The following is a 17,222-nucleotide window of genomic DNA, read 5'->3' as shown; positions in this document are numbered from 1 at the left end:
ACGACATGACGACCGACGAGGCGAACGCAATGGAAACAATCGAGGAAAGCACGCTGCAGGCGCGACTGAAGACCTGGCGCCGCCATCTGCACCAGTATCCTGAAACGGGTTTCGAGGAAGTGAACACGTCGGACTACGTCGCGCGCATCCTGACGACGCTCGGGCTCGACGTGCATCGCGGGATCGGCGGCACCGGGCTCGTCGCGAACCTGACGGCCGGCACCGGCAAGCGCGCGATCGGCATCCGCGCGGACATGGACGCGCTGAACATCGCCGAGCACGCGCCGGGCCGCGAACATGCATCGCGCACGCCGGGCAAGATGCATGCGTGCGGGCACGACGGCCACATGTCGATGGTGCTCGGCGCCGCGCAACTGCTGGCCGAGCGCAAGGATTTCGACGGCACCGTGCGTTTCGTTTTCCAGCCGGCGGAAGAGCACGGCCGCGGCGCGAAGGCGATGATGGCCGACGGATTGTTCGAGCGCTTTCCGGTCGACGCGATCTTCGGCGCGCACAACATGCCCGGCATGCGCGCGGGCACGTTCTCGACGCGCGCGGGCGGCATCATGGCGAGCGAAGACAATTTCGTGATCCGAATCGATGGGCGCGGCACGCATGCGGCGCGGCCGCACATGGGCATCGATCCGATCGTGATCGGCGCGCAGGTCGTGCTCGCGCTGCAGACGATCGTGTCGCGCAATCTCGACCCGGGCCAGCAGGCGGTGATTTCGTGCACGGAGTTCATCACCGACGGGCTGCGCAACGTGCTGCCGTCAACCGTGACGATCAAGGGCGACACGCGCAGCTATTCGCGGGACGTGCAGGCGCTGCTCGAAACGCGGATGCGCGAGATCAGCGAAGGAATCTGCCGCACGCATGGTGCGACCTGCACGTTCGAGTACACGCACGAGTTCGCGCCGACGGTGAATTCGCCGGAATGGGTCGACACGGCGGTGCGGGCCGCGGCGCAGGTCGCGGGCGCGGAGGCGGTGAATGCCGACGTGCAGCCGATGATGATCTCGGAGGATTTCGGCGCGTTCCTGCAGGTGGTGCCCGGCAATTTCGTGTTCATCGGCAACGGTGAAGCGGGTGGCCACGGCGGCGTGCCGCTGCACAACGCGACGTACGACTTCAACGACGCGATCCTGCCGGTGGGCGCGCGGTATTTCGCGGAAGTGGCGCGGCGGGCGTTGCGGGCCGCGTAGCGCGTGCTGCGGGACGGTACGCGCTCGCGCGAGCACCGTCCCGCGCGTCGTCACGTCACACCAGTTCGCCGAGGCACGCGTCGAACTGCGCGACGAGCCGGTCGACATCGTCGGCCGTCGTCTGCGGACACACGAGCATCATGTTGTGGAACGGCGTGATCAGCACGCCGCGATTCAGCAGGTACAGGTGCACGATGTGCTCGAGTTCGCTGTCGAGTTGCGCGCCGGCCAGCGTGCCGTTGCGCGGCGGCGCGGACGCGAACTGGAATTCGGTGCGCGCGCCGATGCGCGTCACGCACCACGGCAGCCGGTGTTTCGCGATCGCCTGCTCGAGCCCCGTCGCCAGCCGCGCGGCGAGTTCGAACATGTGTGCATACGCGGCGTCGGTCGCGACGTCGGCCAGCGTCGCGCGCATCGCATGCATCGCGAGCATGTTCGCGGTAAGCGTCGTGCCGATGCCCGAATGGCCGGGCGGCGCGTTCAGCTTGGCCTGCTTCGCGCGTTCCGCGAATTCGGCGCTGAAGCCGTATACCGCGCACGGCACGCCGCCCGCGATGGGTTTGCCGACCACCAGCATGTCCGGTTCGAGAGCGTGCGCGACCGCGTAGCCGCCGGGGCCGCTGCTGATCGTGTGCGTCTCGTCGATCACGAGCAGCGTGCCGTAGCGGCGCGTCAGTTCGCGCGCGGCCGCCCAGAAGCCCGGGTCGGGCAGCACCATCCCGATGTTCGTCATCGCGGGCTCGGCCAGCACGCACGCGACGTCGCCATCCTTCAATGCGGCTTCGAGCGCGGCCAGGTCGTTGAATTCGACGACGCGCGTGTTGGCGAGCAGGTCGTAGGATTGCCCGAGCAGGCTGTCGCGCTGAACCGGGCGGCCGTCGACGAGATCGACGAATACGTCGTCGACCGTGCCGTGATAGCAGCCGTTGAACACGACGATCGTGTTGCGGCCGGTGGCCGCGCGTGCCCAGCGCAGCACGAAGCGGTTCGCGTCGCTCGCGCTCAGCGCGAATTGCCAGACCGGCAGCTTGAAGCGGCGCGCGAGTTCGCGCGACACCCATGCGGCGTCTTCGCTCGGCAGCATCGTCGTATAACCGCGCGTGGCCTGTTCGACGAGCGCGCGGGCGACCGGTTCGGGCGCGTGGCCGAACATCGCGCCCGTATCGCCGAGGCAGAAATCGACATAGCGATGGCCGTCGACGTCGGTGAACGTCGCACCGCGCGCCTCCTTCACATACAGCGAGAACGGTGTCGACCAGTCTTGCATCCAGTGCAACGGCACGCCGAACAGCAGGTGCTCGGACGCTTCCGCGGACAGCGCGCGGGAGACCGGCATGGCTTCGGTGAACGCTTGGCGCTCGCGATCGAACAAGGCGCGGGCGCGGATGAGGTCGACTCCGTGGCGGGAAGGCAAAGGCAGCTCCTGGGCTGTGAACAAGGAGAAACGATAGCGCGGGCGGCAGGGGGCTGAACAGGGGCGGAATTCCCGAGGCGTGATGGCGGGGGGAACGCCCGGGCGCGTCCTGTTCGATTTCAAGATGGCGCGAGTGAATCGAAGCTGTGCCGGATACTGACCGGCGCGCGAATTGGCGCGGGAGGCGATCGAATCCGACGAGGATTTTTAGCTAAAGTTTTTGCGCATAAAGGTATGACAACGTATCTTTAGAGGCGGTCTGTCAGAAGTGAGTGTGCGCACACATTCATAGCATCGAACCAATGAGAATGCAGTCGGAGACAAGAATCTGCCTTGATATGATCCTGCCTGGACGGTGTGATACGGTACGACGACGTATGAATTGACGCCGAACGGCGGGACCCACCACGCTTCCAGGCGATCGTCGCGCAGGGGCCGGGTCGCGTCCGACTGCAACGGCACGCCGCCCACGCCTGCCGTGCGGCCGATCCCCGGCGCGACGACGGGCAACTGCGACTTCGGCACGCCCGTCGCAACGCGCACGCCGACAGTCACATCGCCGGGGCCGGTCCAAACGTTCAACATGAGCGCGATGACGCCGACGAACGTGACGATCACCGACAAGCGGCGATGCCATGAGGCGAGGGGGGCATTCGCGTGCGGCGTGGTCGGCCGATGCACGCGAACGCAACGGCAAATACGGAAGCGGATGAACGTGAACGCGTTACGCGAGCGTCTTGATCATGTAGTGCTCGTCGTAGAACCGGCCGTCGACGAACATCGAGCGCGGCTCCGTGCCGAACCGCACGAACCCTTGCGACGCATACAGCCGCTCCGCGTTGCCGTTGACCTCGTTTACGCACAGCATCAGCTGCTTGCACTGCCACGCCTGCGCGGCATGCTCGGTCGCGCTTTCGAGCAGCGCCTGCGCGATGCCGCGGCCGCGATACGCGGGCTCGACGAACACGCCCCAGATCGTCGCCTTGTGCGCGATCTTCGCGCGCGCATCGCGGCGTACACCGGTGATGCCGACGAGCGTCTCGCCGTCGAACGCGCCGAACACCGCGCGCTCGTGGTTCGGCGTGAGGCGCGTCGCGAATTCGTCGACCGGCACCTGGGATTCCTCGTCGAGCGTCGGCAGGAAGGACGTGGGCGCGGTATCGACCGCACGCAGGCGAACGGTCTGGAAACGGGCGGCGTCGGCCGCATCGAGCAGGCGGGTCGTGATCGTCATCGGCGGGATTCCGGTTGAGAGGCGTGCATGCCGGCGCGGGCTGCCGTAGCCGCGGGATGCATCGTCCTCATCCTAATGGGAATTCGGATGTCGCGTGGCGCCGTTCGGCGCGTTGCGCATTTCGGCGGCACCGGAGCGTTGCGGGCCGTGCGCGCATGGCGGGTCACGCGGCCGTGCCGGCGTGACGGAAGGGACGACGTGCGCGCGATCAGATCACGCGCACGCAACGGGCATCAATCAATACCGCGACAGCTGATTGCCGTTGATCTGCACGCGGTCGCCCGGACGCAGATTGCCGGGCGACTGCACGTCGAACGAGCGCATCGAGCCGTCGCTGACCTGCACGTCGATCCGGTAGCTGCTCGGGCCCTGCGCGGCACCCATCTGCTGACCGATCTGGTTGCCCGCCACCGCGCCGCCGAGCGCGCCGATGACGGTCGCCGCATCGCGGCCGTGACCGCGGCCGACCTGGTTGCCGAGCACGCCGCCGATGAGCGCGCCGACGACGGTACCGGCCACGCCCGACGGGCCGACCGAGCCGTTGACCGGCTGGATGTTCGCGACGGTGCCGTATTGCGTGCCGTACGGATTCGCGTATTGCTGTTGCGGGTTGCCGTATTGATCGTACGGCTGCGGCGCCGGGTTCGGATACGCCGGTTGCTGCTGCACGTAGCCCGGCTGCGAATACGCGGGCTGCGCGTAGCCGGGCGTCGCGTATTGCTGCTGCTGCGGATAGCCCGGCTGCGCGCCGTAGTAGCCGGGTGCGACGCAGGCGGTCAGGGGAAGCGCCGCCACGGCGACGAGCGAGGCGAACAGAACGGTCTTCGTGGAGGGCATGCGCATCATGATGTTTCCTGCATCGGCAACGTGTCCGCCGATGGATTCCCGTCACGGGTGGCGAACTCGGCGTGAGTATAAGGAATGGCCGGATGCGCGTCCGGTGCGGCCGGGTAACAACGTGTAAAGTCTGTTGCCGCGTAAATCGCTGCGCCGGCGCGGCGTTCGAGCCAGGCCCGACAACGGCGCGAAGCGGTTTCCAGTCATCCGCGTGCCGGTGATGCGGCCCGCTTGTTTCATGCGGCGTGTCGGCCCTCCGTTGCGATCGAACCCCTGCGTCACGCGAGACCCGGCGGGCGTGTGCGGCACACATCGCGAAATCGAATGCGCGGCATCGCGACATTTAATTGGCCGCGGGCGGCAGCGTCCGATATCGTGGCCGGATTCCCTGCCCGTGGTCGCGCCGCGCCGGCTGCGGTTCCTTCCCCTATCCGCGCCGGCGGCGCGCCGCGACCGCCCCACCTTCCAGGCCATGACCGAACGATTCTTCATCAACGCCGTCGATGCCGGCGGCCAGCCCGTCAACCTCGTCGTCCGCGACGGCCGCTTCACGGCGATCGGCGCCGATTGCGCAGCCGCGCCCGGCGCGGAGACCATCGACCTCGACGGCCGCGTCGTGCTGCCCGGCTTCGTCGACGGCCACATCCACCTCGACAAGAGCTTCGTCGGCGCTCGCTGGGTGCCGCACGAATCGGTCGGTTCGCTGCGCGAGCGGCTCGCGGTCGAGAAGCGCCAGCTTGCCGCCGCACCGCCGATCGTCGAGCGCGCGAACGCGCTGATCGCGCAGGCCGCCGCATTCGGCACGATCGCGATGCGCAGCCACGTCGACGTCGATGCGACGACGGGCCTGTCGAACCTGCAGGCCGTGATGGCCGCGCGCGAGCAATGGCGCGGGATCGTCGACATCGAACTGGTCGCGTTTCCGCAGGCCGGCGTCGTGACGTGCCCGGGCACGGCCGCGATGCTCGACGCGGCCGTGCGCGAAGGCGCGGACGTCGTGGGCGGGATCGATCCGACGACGCTCGACGGCGACGCGGACGGCCAGCTCGACATCGTGTTCGGCATCGCGGAGAAACGCGGCGCGAAGATCGACATCCACCTGCACGAGCCGGGCGAGATCGGCATCGCGCAACTGCTGCGGATCGCGGCGCGCACGCGTGCGGCCGGGCTCGGCGGGCGCGTGAACGTGAGCCATGCGTACGCGCTCGGCCAGGTGAGCGATGACGAAGTCCGGCGCACCGCGGCGGCGCTGGCCGAAGCGGGCGTATCGATCCTGACGAATGCGCCGGGCGATTGCGCGTTTCCGCCGGTGCGGTTGTTGCGCGACGCGGGCGTGCACGTGTTCGCGGGCAACGACAACATTCGCGACGCGTGGTGGCCGTACGGCAACGGCGACATGCTGCAGCGCGCGATGATGGTCGGCTACCGGTCGGGTTTCTACACCGACGAAGCGCTCGGCATCGCGCTCGACATGGCGACGTACGCCGGCGCGCGCGTGATCGGCAACGCGCACTACGGCATCGCGGTGGGCTGCGATGCGAGTTTCGTCGCGGTGCGCGCGCCGAACGCGGCGGCGGCCGTCGCCGGCGTGCCGGCCGAACGCTGGGTGTTCCGCCGCGGCGAAAGCGACACGGGGGCGCCGTTCGCGCCGTCGCTGCGCTTCACGCGCTGACCCACCGGCCGGCGGCACGGCATGCGCCGTGCCGGCCTTGCACTGACCGACTTCACCGGAATCGACATGACGAACCTGCTGATCCGCAACGTCCGCACGAGCGCCGACACCGCACTCGACATCCTGATCGAAGGCGACCGCATCGCGCGTGTCGGCCCGTCGCTCGACGCGCCCGCCGGCTGCGCGATCGAGGACGGCGCGGGCGCGCTCGCGCTGCCCGGCCTCGTCGAAGGCCACACGCACCTCGACAAGACGCACTGGGGGATGCCGTGGTATCGCAACCAGGTCGGGCCGCGTCTCGTCGACCGCATCGAGAACGAACGCCACTATCGCGCGACGAGCGGCCACGACGCGGGCGCCGCGTCGCTCGCGCTGGCACGAGCCTTCCTCGCGGCCGGCACGACGCGCATCCGCACGCACGTCGACGTCGATACCGAAGCGGGCCTGCGCCACCTGCACGGCGTGCTCGCGACGCGCGAGACGCTGCGCGGGCAAGTCGACATCCAGATCGTCGCGTTTCCGCAGTCGGGCGTACTCAAGCGGCCGGGCACCGATGCGCTGCTGTCCGATGCGCTCGGCGCCGGCGCCGACCTGCTCGGCGGACTCGATCCGTGCGCGATCGAAGGCGATCCGGTCGAGGCGGTGGACGTGCTGTTCGCGATCGCGGAGCGTCACGGCCGCGGGCTCGATATCCATCTGCACGAGCGCGGGTCGATGGGCGCGTATTCGCTCGACCTGATCCTGCAGCGCACGGCCGCGCACGGCATGCAGGGGAAGGTCACGATCAGTCATGGTTTCTGCCTGGGCGATATCGCCGAACGCGAGCGCGATGCGTTGCTCGCGCGAATGGCCGCGCTCGGGGTGGCGATCGTCACGACCGCGCCGGCGGCGGTGCCGGTGCCGCCGGTCGCCGCGTGCCGGGCGGCGGGCGTGATCGTGATCGGCGGCAACGACGGCATACGCGACACGTGGACGCCGTACGGTTCGCCCGACATGCTCGAACGCGCGATGCTGATCGGCATGCGCAACGATTTCCGCCGCGACGATGCGCTCGAAGTCGCGCTCGACTGCGTGACGCACGGTGCGGCGCACGGCTGCGGTTTCGCGGATTACGGGCTGCGGCCGGGCAGCCGTGCGGACGTCGTGCTCGTCGACGCGCTGACGTTCGCCGAGGCCGTCGTCGCGCGGCCGGTGCGGCGTCTCGTCGTATCGTCGGGGGCGATCGTCGCGCGCGACGGCGCACTCGTCTGAGCATGGCGTCGCGCCGGTATGATCGGGTTTTCAGCCGGATTTCCGGGGAGACGACGATGCGACGCACGACAGCGGCACGGGCCGCACGATGGACGGCGGCGGCCTTGTTCGCCGTGACGGCCGCGCACGCGGTGGCGGCCGATCCGGCCGATGCGCGGCAGGAAGCCAACCGGCGGACGGTGCTCGCGTTCTACGAGAAAGGCCTCAACGAAAAGGATGCGGACGCCGCGCTCGCGTATGTCGGCGATCGCTACGTGCAGCACAATCCGAACGCGGCCGACGGCCGCGACGGTTTCCGCAAGTTCGTCGCCTTTCTGCGCGACACCTATCCGCGGTCGCACAGCGAGATCAAGCGTTCGTTCGTCGACGGCGACTACGTGATCCTGCACGTGCACGCGGTGCGCGAACCCGGCACGCGCGGCAGCGCGATCATGGACATCTTCCGGCTCGAGCACGGCAAGATCGTCGAGCACTGGGACGTGAACCAGCCGGTGCCCGAGCAGGCCGCGAACGGCAACACGATGTTCTGACATGTCCGGGGCAGTGCGCCCCGTGCGTGGCGCCCGGATGAAATCCGCGCGGCTTATCGCCCCTCGAGTTCCAGCATCGCCGCGAGCGCTTTCGTCAGCTCGCTGACCATCGGGTCGGCCGTCGGCCGGTGCAGGATCGCGATATCCATGTTCTCGATCGGCGCGAAGCCCTGCTTCGCGGTCAGCACGACGTGCTCGTCGGTCACCACGCGCGCGGGCAGCACGCTGATGCCGAGCCCGTCCGCGACGGCCGCCTGGATGCCGCTCAGGCTCGACGTCGTGAAGCTGATGCGCCAGCGGCGCCCGCGCTCCTCGATCGCCTTGATCATGTCGTCGCGATAGAGCCCGCGCGGCGGAAACACGACGATCGGCACCGGGTCGAGATCGATCGACGGATGCTTCGCGCTGTCGATCCAGCGCAGCTTCTCGGGCCAGCGCACGACGGCCTCGCGGCTGTCGCGCCGCTGCTTGATCAGCACGAGATCGAGTTCGCCGCGATCGTACGCGGCGCAGATGTCGCGGCTCAGCCCGCACGTCACTTCGAGCTTGACCTGCGGATGCTCGCGCTTGAATGCCGCGAGCGCGTGCGTCGTGCGGCCCGCCGCGAAATCGTCGGGCACGCCGAGCCGGATCGTCAGCGCGACCGTGGCGCCCGACAACGCTTCCAGCATTTCGTCGTTCAACGCGAGCATGCGCCGCGCATAGCTGAGCACCGTCACGCCCGCATCGGTCGGCCGGACATCGCGCGTGCCGCGATCGAGCAGGCGGTGGCCGGCGATTTCCTCGAGCCGGCGCACCTTCTGGCTGACCGTCGACTGCGTCGAATGCAGGCGCGCGGAAGCCGTCGTGAAGCTGCCGCAGTCGGCGACCATCACGAGCGCGCGCAGCAGGTCGAGGTCGAACAGGGGTCTATTCATTTTTGCACTTTTGCGGATTCGAGCATTGCATTTCCACATGCATGCGACGACTTTTAACATGCGCGGACGGCGCGGGCAATCGCGGTTTGGCCGGACTTGGGGCGGCGCGTTTCGCGGGCTTTTGAGGCGCCTGACGACATCCTGCGGATGACGCTCGCGCCCGGCGCCGACCTGCGCGGCACGCACCGGTATCGCGACACCGCATTGAATCCGGCGGCCGAACGCGGTCGTGTCGAGACGGTGCGCAGGCTGATCGATGCGGGCGTGGCCGGGGTTAGCGGCGGCGCGATTTGGGCTCGGGCGTGCCGCCGGGGAGTTTTCGCAGGAAGGCGTCGGCGAGTTCAACACTAGAGTCGAACGACGGCGTGTAGCCGAGTGTCCGGATGTCGTCGAACCGCGGCCGTACGAACGTGCGAGGCTCGTTGAGCAAACGCAGAAACGTGTCGCGATGCCGAACGAGAAACGCAGCGGTTTCGATCAAGCTTGCCGGCTCCCGCTCGATGACCAGGCACAAGTCGAACAGGTCCCGCGCGGTTGGACGATCGCCGCGGAAGTCCACTGCGGTATGGGGCGCGTGATCGGCAGGTTCGATGAAACATCGGGCAACCTATCGGCACGGATACCGGTATAGACCGCTATTTCTTGCGTTTCGTCGCGGACGGGTGTCGCGCACGGGAGCACCTGAATTCCGCATAGAAATGCGTTGAATCGAAGGCTCCCCTGCCTCCCTGGTCCTCATCTCCCGTCGGTCCATCGCGCTCCATTGTTTCCCCTGCTTGCACTCGAAATTTATGCGGTCTAGACTGCATCCCAGTCTCATCGAAGTCCCGCCTTTCGCGCACCGCGCCGGCTCTCCGGCGCGGCGCCTCCACCGGACGCCGGCGTCGCCCGCCGCGTCGAGACCTGCAAGGACCCGCCATGAACTGCACTGCAACGCTCCTCGTTACCGCGCTGGCATTCGCGCCGCTCGTGTCGTTCGCCCAGGACACGTCGACGATCCGCTGGGGCATCGACCCCACGTATCCGCCGTTCGAGGCGAAGCAGCCCGACGGCTCGCTCGCCGGTTTCGACATCGACCTGCGCAATGCGATCTGCGAGCAGCTGCATGCGAAGTGCGTGTGGGTCGAGCAGGGCTTCGACGGGATGATTCCGGCGCTGCGCGCGCGCAAGTTCGACGTGATCATGTCGGCGATGACGGCCACCGACGAGCGGCTCAAGCAGATCGACTTCTCGAACAAGCTGTATGCGTCGCCGGGTGCGCTCGTCGCGCCGGTCGGCTCGAAGCTGCTGCCGACCGCCGCGTCGCTCGCGGGCAAGCGCATCGGGATCGACCAGGGCACGACCCAGGAGGCGTACGCGAAGGCCGAATGGGCGACCCGGGGCGTGACGATCGTCTCTTACCAGAATCAGGACCAGGTGTACCAGGATCTCGTCAACGGCCGCCTCGACGCGACCTTCCAGGACAAGACGCAAGCCGGCTACTCGTTCCTGAAGACGCCGCGCGGCAAGGGCTACGCGTTCGCCGGCCCCGACGTGACCGACGCACGGATCACCGGCTACGGCGTCGCGATGGGCGTGCGCAAGGGCGACGCGGACATGAAGAAGCGGCTGAACGACGCGATCGTCGCGATCCGCGCGAACGGCACATACCAGAAGATCGCCGCGAAATATTTCGACTTCGACATCTACGGCGCGAAGCAGCAGCTGACTTCGGCGCCGTGACCCGGTGATTCATTCAATGGACAGGCACACCATGACGAGTATCCAGGATCGAGTCGCGCAAGCCGTGACGCCCGAACTGATTGCCGCGTTCCGCGAGGAAGGCGCGGTCTGCATCAAGGGCATCTTTTCGCCCGACGAAGTGGCCGCGCTGCGGGCCGGCATCGACGTGAATCTTGCCCGGCCGAGCGCGCGCGCGAAAGTCGCGAGCCGGCCCGACGATCCCGGCTGGTTCTTCGAGGATTTCTGCAACTGGCAGCACAACGAAGCGTATCGCGACTTCATCGTGCGCTCGCCGGCGCCGTCGGTCGCCGCCGCGCTGATGGGAACCGGGCGCGTGCGACTGCATCACGACCACCTGCTCGTGAAGGAGCCCGGCACGCGGCAGCGCACGCCGTGGCACCAGGACCAGCCGTACTACAACATCGAAGGCGACGACAACGTCAGCATGTGGATTCCGGTCGATCCGGTGCCGCTTGAATCGACGCTGGAATTCGTCGCGGGCTCGCATCGCGGGCCGTGGCTGATGCCGCGCACGTTCATGGACAAGGAAGCGAAGTGGTTCCCGGAAGGCAGCCTGGCCGACTTGCCCGATATCGAAGCCGACCGCGCGGCGTTCCCGATCCGCCGCTGGGCGCTCGAGCCCGGCGACATGGTGTGCTTCCGGATGCTCACGCTGCATGCGTCGGGCGGCACGCGGAACCGCCGGCGCGCGTTCTCGATCCGCTTCGTCGGCGACGATATCCGTCACGCGCCGCGCCGCTGGAAAACGTCGCCCGACTTCCCCGGGCTCGCGGAGCAGCTGGCCGACGGCGCACCGCTCGACCATCCGCTGTTTCCGGTCGTGTGGTCGCGCGGCGCGGGGCAGGTCGGCGCGATCTGACCGGCGCGGCGAACGAACGCGGCGGCCGTTTCGTCATGAAACGGCCGCCGTGTCCATTGGCGCGTACGGGGAAAGATCAGGTCGGGTGGCGCCCGGCGCCCGGCTTGAAGCGCGAGCCGAGCCGGTAGCGGTTGCCCGGATGCAGGAAATGCACGAACGTGACGGGCAGCCCGTCGGTCCACGTGCGGCGCGTGAGCGTGAGGCACGGCTCGTCGGCGCGCATGTCGAGCAGCCGCGCCTGCTCGACGGTCGGCAGCGACGCGTCGACGACGTGCTCGATTTCCAGTTCGTAGTGCGACACGTTGTTGTACAGGTACTCGGACGGCGGCTCGGTCTGGAAATCCTGGTCGATGAAGCCGGGCGCCGCGGCCGGGTTCACGTAGCGGTCCTCGAGCTGGATCGGGCGGCCGTTTTCCTCGTGCACGCACACCACATGAAAGACCGGCGTATTGACCGGCAGCCCGAATGCGGCCGCGACGTCGAACGATGCCGGCTCGCTCGCCCGGCTCAGCACGCGACAGCGATATTCGTGCCCGCGCGCGCGGATTTCGTCGCGGATGTGCGCGATCATCAGCAGGTTCGACTGCGGCTTCACCTCGGCGACGAAGGTGCCGACGCCCGCGATGCGCTTCAGCACGCCTTCCTCGGTCAGCTCGCGCAGCGCGCGGTTGACCGTCATGCGCGCGACGCCGAACTGCGCGGCGAGATCGAGCTCGGAAGGGATGCGGTCGCCCGGGCGCCAGTCGCCGGACTCGACGTTCTGGCGAACGAGCGTCTTGATCTGCTGGAACGGTGCGGCGGCCTTCGTGACCATCAAGGAGGTTTCCGTGGGTGAAATACCAGCGGGATTCTATCGTCTTTGCCCGGTGGCGCTCCGGACGCGGCCTTGCGGGCGGCCGCTGATCCGACGACTCCTTTCCGTCCGTCGACAGGAGGGGCGATGTCGATTACAGGTTCCGCACGTCGGCCGTCGGCTCTGCGCCGAACGCATCGCTCAGCGCATAGCCGATCAGCTGGCGTGCGGCGGCCTCGGGCGTCGCGAGCGCGCCGCTCGATTTCAATTCGTCGAACTTCTCGCGCATCGGGAAGTTGTCTTCGCTGGTCGAGCGGATCGTCGCCTGCATGCCCGTGTCGACGACGCCCGGCGCCACGCTGCAGATCCGCAGCGGGCCGTTCGCGTCGAGCGCGACCGCGCGTGCATGGTGATCGAGCGCGGCCTTGGTCGCGCAGTAAACGCTCCAGCCCGCGTATGCGTTGCGGGCCGCGCCGCTCGACAGGTGCAGGATCCGGCATTCGGTCGCGGCCGAAGCCGCTTGCGCGAGCGCGGCCGACAGCATCAGCGGCGCCGCGACGTTCAGGCCGACTGCACGCGCGACGATCGCCGGATCCTGCGTGGCGAGCGGGCCGATCGGATCGACGATGCCTGCGTTGTTGAACAGCAGCACGAGCGACGCGCCGTCGACGAAGCGGCGCAGCGTGTCGCCGGCGAGCCAGGCTGCGACGGCCGTGGTGTCGGACAGGTCGATCTCGACTTCGGAGAAGCGGTCGCCGGCTTGCGACGCGAGCGACGGATGGCGGCTGCGCGACACGCCGAGCACGGCGACGCCTTCCAGCAGCAGTTGTTCGGCGAGCGACGCGCCGAGGCCGCGCGTGTGTCCGGTGACGATGGCGCGCACGTGCGGCGCGGAAGAGGATGCAGTCATGGCAGTGAACCGGTGAAGGCGTGAACGGTGTTGACGGGCGGCGTGCATGCGCGGCGGCAGCACGATAAGGACGGGCGACGCGTGGCATCGGCGGGCGAAGACGATCGTGTGCGGCGCCACGGATACCGGGGTGAACGCATATCGTAGCGCCGGCATGTGTATCGCGCAAATGCCGGTGCGTGCGTGCAGGCGTTGCCGCGCGGTATCGGGCGCGCCGACAGGCTGGACGACAGCCCGCTGCGGCAAGTGCGCGCGCCGGCGCAGCGCGCGGCGCCGGGCCGTGCGTCGCGAGCTATCATATGGCTCGCCCGTGCGCGATGCCGGACGGGCCGCGATCGTTTCCCTTCACCTGCTGCACGCTGCGACGCCACTCATGAACACCACGCCGGATACGCCCACGCCACGCGCCCTTCGCGAACTCACGCCCCTCGAGGCCCGCATTCTCGGCGTGCTCGTCGAGAAACAGCACACGGTGCCGGATACGTACCCGCTGTCGCTGAACGCGCTGACCGCGGGCTGCAACCAGAAAACCGCGCGCGCGCCGGTGATGAACGTCAGCGAGGACGAGGTCACGACCGCGCTCGACGGGCTGAAGCACCTGAGCCTCGTGATGGAGGGCAGCAGCAGCCGCGTGCCGCGTTTCGAACACAACATGAACCGCGTGCTGGGCATCCCGAGCCAGGCGATCGCGCTGCTGACGATCCTGCTGCTGCGCGGCCCGCAGACGGCCGCCGAGCTGCGCCTGAACAGCGCGCGCCTGCACGGCTTCGCGGATATCTCGTCGGTCGAGGCGTTCCTCGACGAACTCGCGGCGCGCGCGCCGGCGCTCGTCGTCCGGCTGCCGCGCGCACCGGGCGCGCGCGAGAACCGCTGGATGCACCTGATGTGCGGCGAGGTGAACGTGGCCGATTTCGCCAGCGCGGAGGCCGGCGGCGCGGATTCGGTGCCGCCTTCCGAGTTCGAGGCGCTGAAGGCCGAGCAGAAGCGACTCGCGGATGAAGTGGCGCGACTGAATGCGCTGGTTCAGCGGATGGCGAGCGAACTCGGCATCGACGTCGACGCGCCGGGCGACGCCGGCTGACCGACAGCCTGCAACGCGCTCCTCGCTACCAGCGGCGCCCCGATTTCGCCGAAGCGTCGATATCCGGCGCCCACGCGAAATCGGTTTTCCTGCCCGTGCGCGCGTTTGTGTAGGGGATCGAATAGACCATCGCACCCTGGCTCATCATTTCGTATTCGCCGTCGATCGTGCCGTCGACCATTCCCCACCACGTCGTCGTGTATTGATACGACCGGTCGGCTGCCAGCATTTCCGCGTCCCGGTGCTTGAACGGCAACGGAATGGCCGTGTTCGATTTCGCATGACGGACGATGCCACCTGACCATTTCGCGACGTCGTCGTGGTACATGCGCGGTTCGACGCGCACGGGTTGGCCGCCGGCTGTCCGGAAGCACGGCACTTTCGTGCTCACTTCGGCCGAGGCGGGCAATGCGATGCAAAGCATCAGCAGCGCGAGCGCTTTCTTCATGAGCGTATGTGAACGACGATGCGCCATTTCAACCCACGCTGATCCGCGTCGCACCTGCATCGACGAGCCGGAACAGCAGATCCTCGACGGCCGTCTCGGGCGCCGAGCCGAGATCCGCATTGACGCGCCACCCGTGTTCCGTGCGAACCGGTTCCGACAGGTAATGCACGATGCCGTGCAGCCCGTCTTCGGCCGGATCGTTCTCGTCGTCGACATCGAACCACGCGAGGAACCACGTCTTGAACGCATCGGCCGCCGCGCTTTCGTCGAGACCGTCGGCCTCGATCACGACCCAGTCCCATACGAACGGGCGGACTGACACGGCTGCCGTTTCGAGGTCGAACTCGAACGGGTCGAAATCGAGTTGCGTGGTCGAATCGATCATCACGGGCCGGCCGCTTCGCCTTCGGCCGCGATGGTGTCGGCGCGGCACGGCAGCGCGAGCGGCCCTTCAGTGGCGAGCGTGCCGTCGGCCTTCCGGTAGGCCGGCTCGACGATCACCGACGGTCGCGTGGCCGCTTTCGCGAGCAGATCGGCGTAGGGTTGGCGGATGGCACTGAGCAGTTCGGATACGGTCATCGTGGCGAGTCCGTGGGGCGGGGAGCGAACGGTTGCAGAGCAGGCGGTGGACGGCGCGGACCGCCTCCTGCGACGGGCCGCTTCGTTACCGGACAGCGCCGATCGTACGGTACCCCGGCAAAACGCGAACAGTCGGCCGAACGGCCGGTGCGCATGCGTCGGCCGGCGAGGGTTTTAGACGTTTACCTTCAAACAATCGAAAACGCGCGTCGAACGCGTTCGCGTTGTGCTTCAATGAATCCGGTTTGTACTCCTACTAAAACGACAGGTTCAGAACAAGCCGGATCATTCATTCACAGGAGACAGTCGATGGCACGGAAACGGTTTTGATGCGGCAGGCACGATGGTCTGCAATACCGCCGAACTTCCTTCGATGAAAGCAGGTTATCCCAGAGGCCCCCACCCATGTCCTCCAGACGACTCATGACCGTCGCGGCCGCCGTGTGCGCCGCGCTGGCCATCGCCGCACCGTCGGCCGGCGCCGCCGCGCCGACCGTGCCCGATCCGTTCTACACGTACACCGGCACCACGCCGCTGGCGTCGATTCCGCCGGGCACGGTGCTCAAGACGCGCAACGTCACCTATCACGTGGCCGGCATTCCGACCGCCGTGACCGCGCAGCAGTTGCTGTACCGCACCAACAACGCGCGGAACCAGCCCGTCGTCAACGTGACGTCGGTGATTCGCAGCCAGGTCAGCAACGGCCACGCCATTTCGTACCAGTCGGCCTACGATTCGCTGAACCCGTACGACGAGCCGTCGCAGGTGATCGCCGGCGACCGCGACGTGACCAAGGTCATCAACGTCGGCACGCTGCTCTACAGCGCGGAATCGATCCCGCTGTCGACGCTGCTGCTGCTCGGCTACAACATCATCGTGCCCGATACGGAAGGCCAGACGGCAGACTTCGCGGCCGGCCCCGAATACGGGATGACGACGCTCGATTCGATCCGTGCGGCGCTCAATACGCCGTCGACCGGCCTGAATCCGTCGAGCAAGGTCGCGATGATCGGTTATTCCGGCGGCGCGATCGCGACGAACTGGGCCGCGCAGCTCGCGCCGAGCTATGCGCCCGACGTCAACAAGCAGCTCGTCGGCGCGGCGGAAGGCGGCGTGCTGGTCGATCCCGCGCACAACCTGCGTTACGTCGACGGCAGCATCGTGTGGGGCGGCGTCGCGGCGGCGGCGCTCGCCGGGCTGGTGCGCGGCTACGACTTCGACCTGACGCCGTATCTCAGCGATACCGGCGTGGCCGTGTTCAAGGACATCCAGAACCAGTCGCTCGCGTACATCCTGCCGAAGTACACGGGGCTGCGCTGGGGCACGCTGTTCAAGCCGCAATACGCGAACGACATCAACAGCATCCCGGCGTACGTGACGTATGCGAACAAGGTGAATGCGGGGCTGGCCGCATCGCCGACGATCCCGATGTTCATCGGCCAGGGCACGGCCGGGGCGCTCGACGGCACCTTCAGCAGCCAGGTGGGCGACGGCGTGATGCTCGCGTACGACGTGCGCGCGCTGGCGCAGAAGTTCTGCGCCAGCGGCACGCGGGTCACGTACACCGAGTATCCGCTCGAGCATGCGGGCGCGATCGTGCCGTGGGTGGCCGGGATGCTGCCCTGGCTCTACGACCGCTTCAACGGGAAAGCCGCGCCGAGCAATTGCTGGCTGACGTCGCTGCTGCCGAGCAACTCGCTGGCGCCCGAGACGTTGCATTAGGCGCGACGGCGTACGACTGCATGCATG

The 17,222-nt window shown here is 67.9% G+C and carries 18 protein-coding genes and 2 pseudogenes; 10 read left to right on the top strand and 10 right to left on the bottom strand.

The window, feature by feature from the left end:
• Positions 1-29 precede the first annotated feature (29 nt).
• A complete protein-coding gene (locus VXM69_RS01620) occupies positions 30-1,205 on the top strand; it encodes a M20 aminoacylase family protein (protein WP_367188874.1) in 1,176 nt (391 codons plus the stop codon).
• Between the two features lie 55 nt (positions 1,206-1,260).
• On the opposite strand, the gene VXM69_RS01615 is transcribed toward VXM69_RS01620, so the two are convergent.
• Positions 1,261-2,619 (bottom strand): aspartate aminotransferase family protein, encoded by a 1,359-nt coding sequence (locus tag VXM69_RS01615; protein ID WP_034187607.1) that lies wholly within the window; start codon positions 2,617-2,619, stop codon positions 1,261-1,263.
• Between the two features lie 430 nt (positions 2,620-3,049).
• Here VXM69_RS01615 and VXM69_RS01610 point away from each other — a divergent pair.
• Positions 3,050-3,229 (top strand): annotated as a pseudogene (locus tag VXM69_RS01610) (hypothetical protein); the annotation flags it as partial.
• A gap of 114 nt (positions 3,230-3,343) precedes the next feature.
• Here the strand turns inward: VXM69_RS01610 and VXM69_RS01605 are convergent.
• Positions 3,344-3,853, bottom strand: coding sequence for a GNAT family N-acetyltransferase (locus VXM69_RS01605; RefSeq protein ID WP_034187608.1), 510 nt, complete (start codon positions 3,851-3,853; stop codon positions 3,344-3,346).
• Positions 3,854-4,090: 237 nt separating this feature from the next.
• A complete protein-coding gene (locus VXM69_RS01600) occupies positions 4,091-4,699 on the bottom strand; it encodes a glycine zipper 2TM domain-containing protein (protein WP_367188873.1) in 609 nt (202 codons plus the stop codon).
• Between the two features lie 463 nt (positions 4,700-5,162).
• Between VXM69_RS01600 and VXM69_RS01595 the strand changes: the two genes are divergently transcribed.
• The 3 genes from VXM69_RS01595 (at position 5,163) to VXM69_RS01585 (ending at position 8,143) form a co-directional block, all read left to right on the top strand.
• The gene (locus tag VXM69_RS01595) at positions 5,163-6,362 is read left to right on the top strand and encodes an amidohydrolase family protein (protein WP_124608486.1); all 1,200 of its coding nucleotides are present in this window, start codon (positions 5,163-5,165) and stop codon (positions 6,360-6,362) included.
• Positions 6,363-6,428: 66 nt separating this feature from the next.
• Positions 6,429-7,613: an amidohydrolase family protein gene (locus tag VXM69_RS01590; protein ID WP_367188872.1), complete on the top strand. Its 1,185-nt coding sequence runs from the start codon at positions 6,429-6,431 to the stop codon at positions 7,611-7,613.
• Positions 7,614-7,669: 56 nt separating this feature from the next.
• On the top strand, positions 7,670-8,143 hold the full coding sequence (locus VXM69_RS01585) for a nuclear transport factor 2 family protein (RefSeq protein ID WP_034187611.1): 474 nt from the start codon (positions 7,670-7,672) through the stop codon (positions 8,141-8,143).
• A 53-nt stretch (positions 8,144-8,196) separates the two neighbouring features.
• Here VXM69_RS01585 and VXM69_RS01580 read toward each other — a convergent pair whose 3' ends face one another.
• A complete protein-coding gene (locus tag VXM69_RS01580) occupies positions 8,197-9,060 on the bottom strand; it encodes a LysR family transcriptional regulator (RefSeq protein ID WP_059559191.1) in 864 nt (287 codons plus the stop codon).
• Between the two features lie 135 nt (positions 9,061-9,195).
• Between VXM69_RS01580 and VXM69_RS01575 the strand changes: the two are divergent.
• Positions 9,196-9,330, top strand: a pseudogene (locus tag VXM69_RS01575) (ankyrin repeat domain-containing protein); the annotation flags it as partial.
• A 4-nt stretch (positions 9,331-9,334) separates the two neighbouring features.
• Here the strand turns inward: VXM69_RS01575 and VXM69_RS01570 are convergent.
• On the bottom strand, positions 9,335-9,619 hold the full coding sequence (locus tag VXM69_RS01570; RefSeq protein WP_367188871.1) for a hypothetical protein: 285 nt from the start codon (positions 9,617-9,619) through the stop codon (positions 9,335-9,337).
• 359 nt (positions 9,620-9,978) lie between these two features.
• Here VXM69_RS01570 and VXM69_RS01565 point away from each other — a divergent pair, with 359 nt between their 5' ends.
• Positions 9,979-10,782, top strand: a complete 804-nt coding sequence (locus VXM69_RS01565) for an ABC transporter substrate-binding protein (RefSeq protein ID WP_059559189.1) — start codon at positions 9,979-9,981, stop codon at positions 10,780-10,782.
• A gap of 31 nt (positions 10,783-10,813) precedes the next feature.
• Entirely contained in the window at positions 10,814-11,662 is an 849-nt protein-coding gene (locus VXM69_RS01560) for a phytanoyl-CoA dioxygenase family protein (RefSeq protein ID WP_367188870.1), read from the top strand.
• A 76-nt stretch (positions 11,663-11,738) separates the two neighbouring features.
• Here the strand turns inward: VXM69_RS01560 and hutC are convergent, their stop codons facing one another.
• Positions 11,739-12,476, bottom strand: a complete 738-nt coding sequence (gene hutC / locus VXM69_RS01555) for a histidine utilization repressor (protein ID WP_034187615.1) — start codon at positions 12,474-12,476, stop codon at positions 11,739-11,741.
• A 133-nt stretch (positions 12,477-12,609) separates the two neighbouring features.
• Entirely contained in the window at positions 12,610-13,365 is a 756-nt protein-coding gene (locus tag VXM69_RS01550) for an SDR family oxidoreductase (RefSeq protein ID WP_124608489.1), read from the bottom strand.
• A 373-nt stretch (positions 13,366-13,738) separates the two neighbouring features.
• On the opposite strand from VXM69_RS01550, the gene VXM69_RS01545 reads away from it, so the two are divergent.
• On the top strand, positions 13,739-14,446 hold the full coding sequence (locus VXM69_RS01545; protein WP_034187617.1) for a YceH family protein: 708 nt from the start codon (positions 13,739-13,741) through the stop codon (positions 14,444-14,446).
• A gap of 25 nt (positions 14,447-14,471) precedes the next feature.
• On the opposite strand, the gene VXM69_RS01540 is transcribed toward VXM69_RS01545, so the two are convergent.
• From VXM69_RS01540 to VXM69_RS01530, 3 genes are read right to left on the bottom strand one after another with little or no spacing between them, the layout of a single operon-like run.
• A complete protein-coding gene (locus VXM69_RS01540; RefSeq protein WP_049036790.1) occupies positions 14,472-14,894 on the bottom strand; it encodes a hypothetical protein in 423 nt (140 codons plus the stop codon).
• 28 nt (positions 14,895-14,922) lie between these two features.
• Complete coding sequence (locus VXM69_RS01535) at positions 14,923-15,279, bottom strand: hypothetical protein (RefSeq protein WP_367188869.1); 357 nt, start codon at positions 15,277-15,279, stop codon at positions 14,923-14,925.
• Complete coding sequence (locus VXM69_RS01530; RefSeq protein ID WP_367188868.1) at positions 15,279-15,473, bottom strand: hypothetical protein; 195 nt, start codon at positions 15,471-15,473, stop codon at positions 15,279-15,281. Before VXM69_RS01530 ends, VXM69_RS01535 begins: the two co-directional genes overlap by 1 nt.
• A gap of 405 nt (positions 15,474-15,878) precedes the next feature.
• On the opposite strand from VXM69_RS01530, the gene VXM69_RS01525 reads away from it, so the two are divergent.
• Complete coding sequence (locus VXM69_RS01525; RefSeq protein WP_124608490.1) at positions 15,879-17,195, top strand: lipase family protein; 1,317 nt, start codon at positions 15,879-15,881, stop codon at positions 17,193-17,195.
• Positions 17,196-17,222: the final 27 nt, after the last annotated feature.

Source organism: Burkholderia sp. Ed8 (genome assembly GCF_040761425.1).
Taxonomy (GTDB): domain Bacteria; phylum Pseudomonadota; class Gammaproteobacteria; order Burkholderiales; family Burkholderiaceae; genus Burkholderia; species Burkholderia seminalis.
This window is presented reverse-complemented; position numbering and strand designations above follow the sequence as displayed.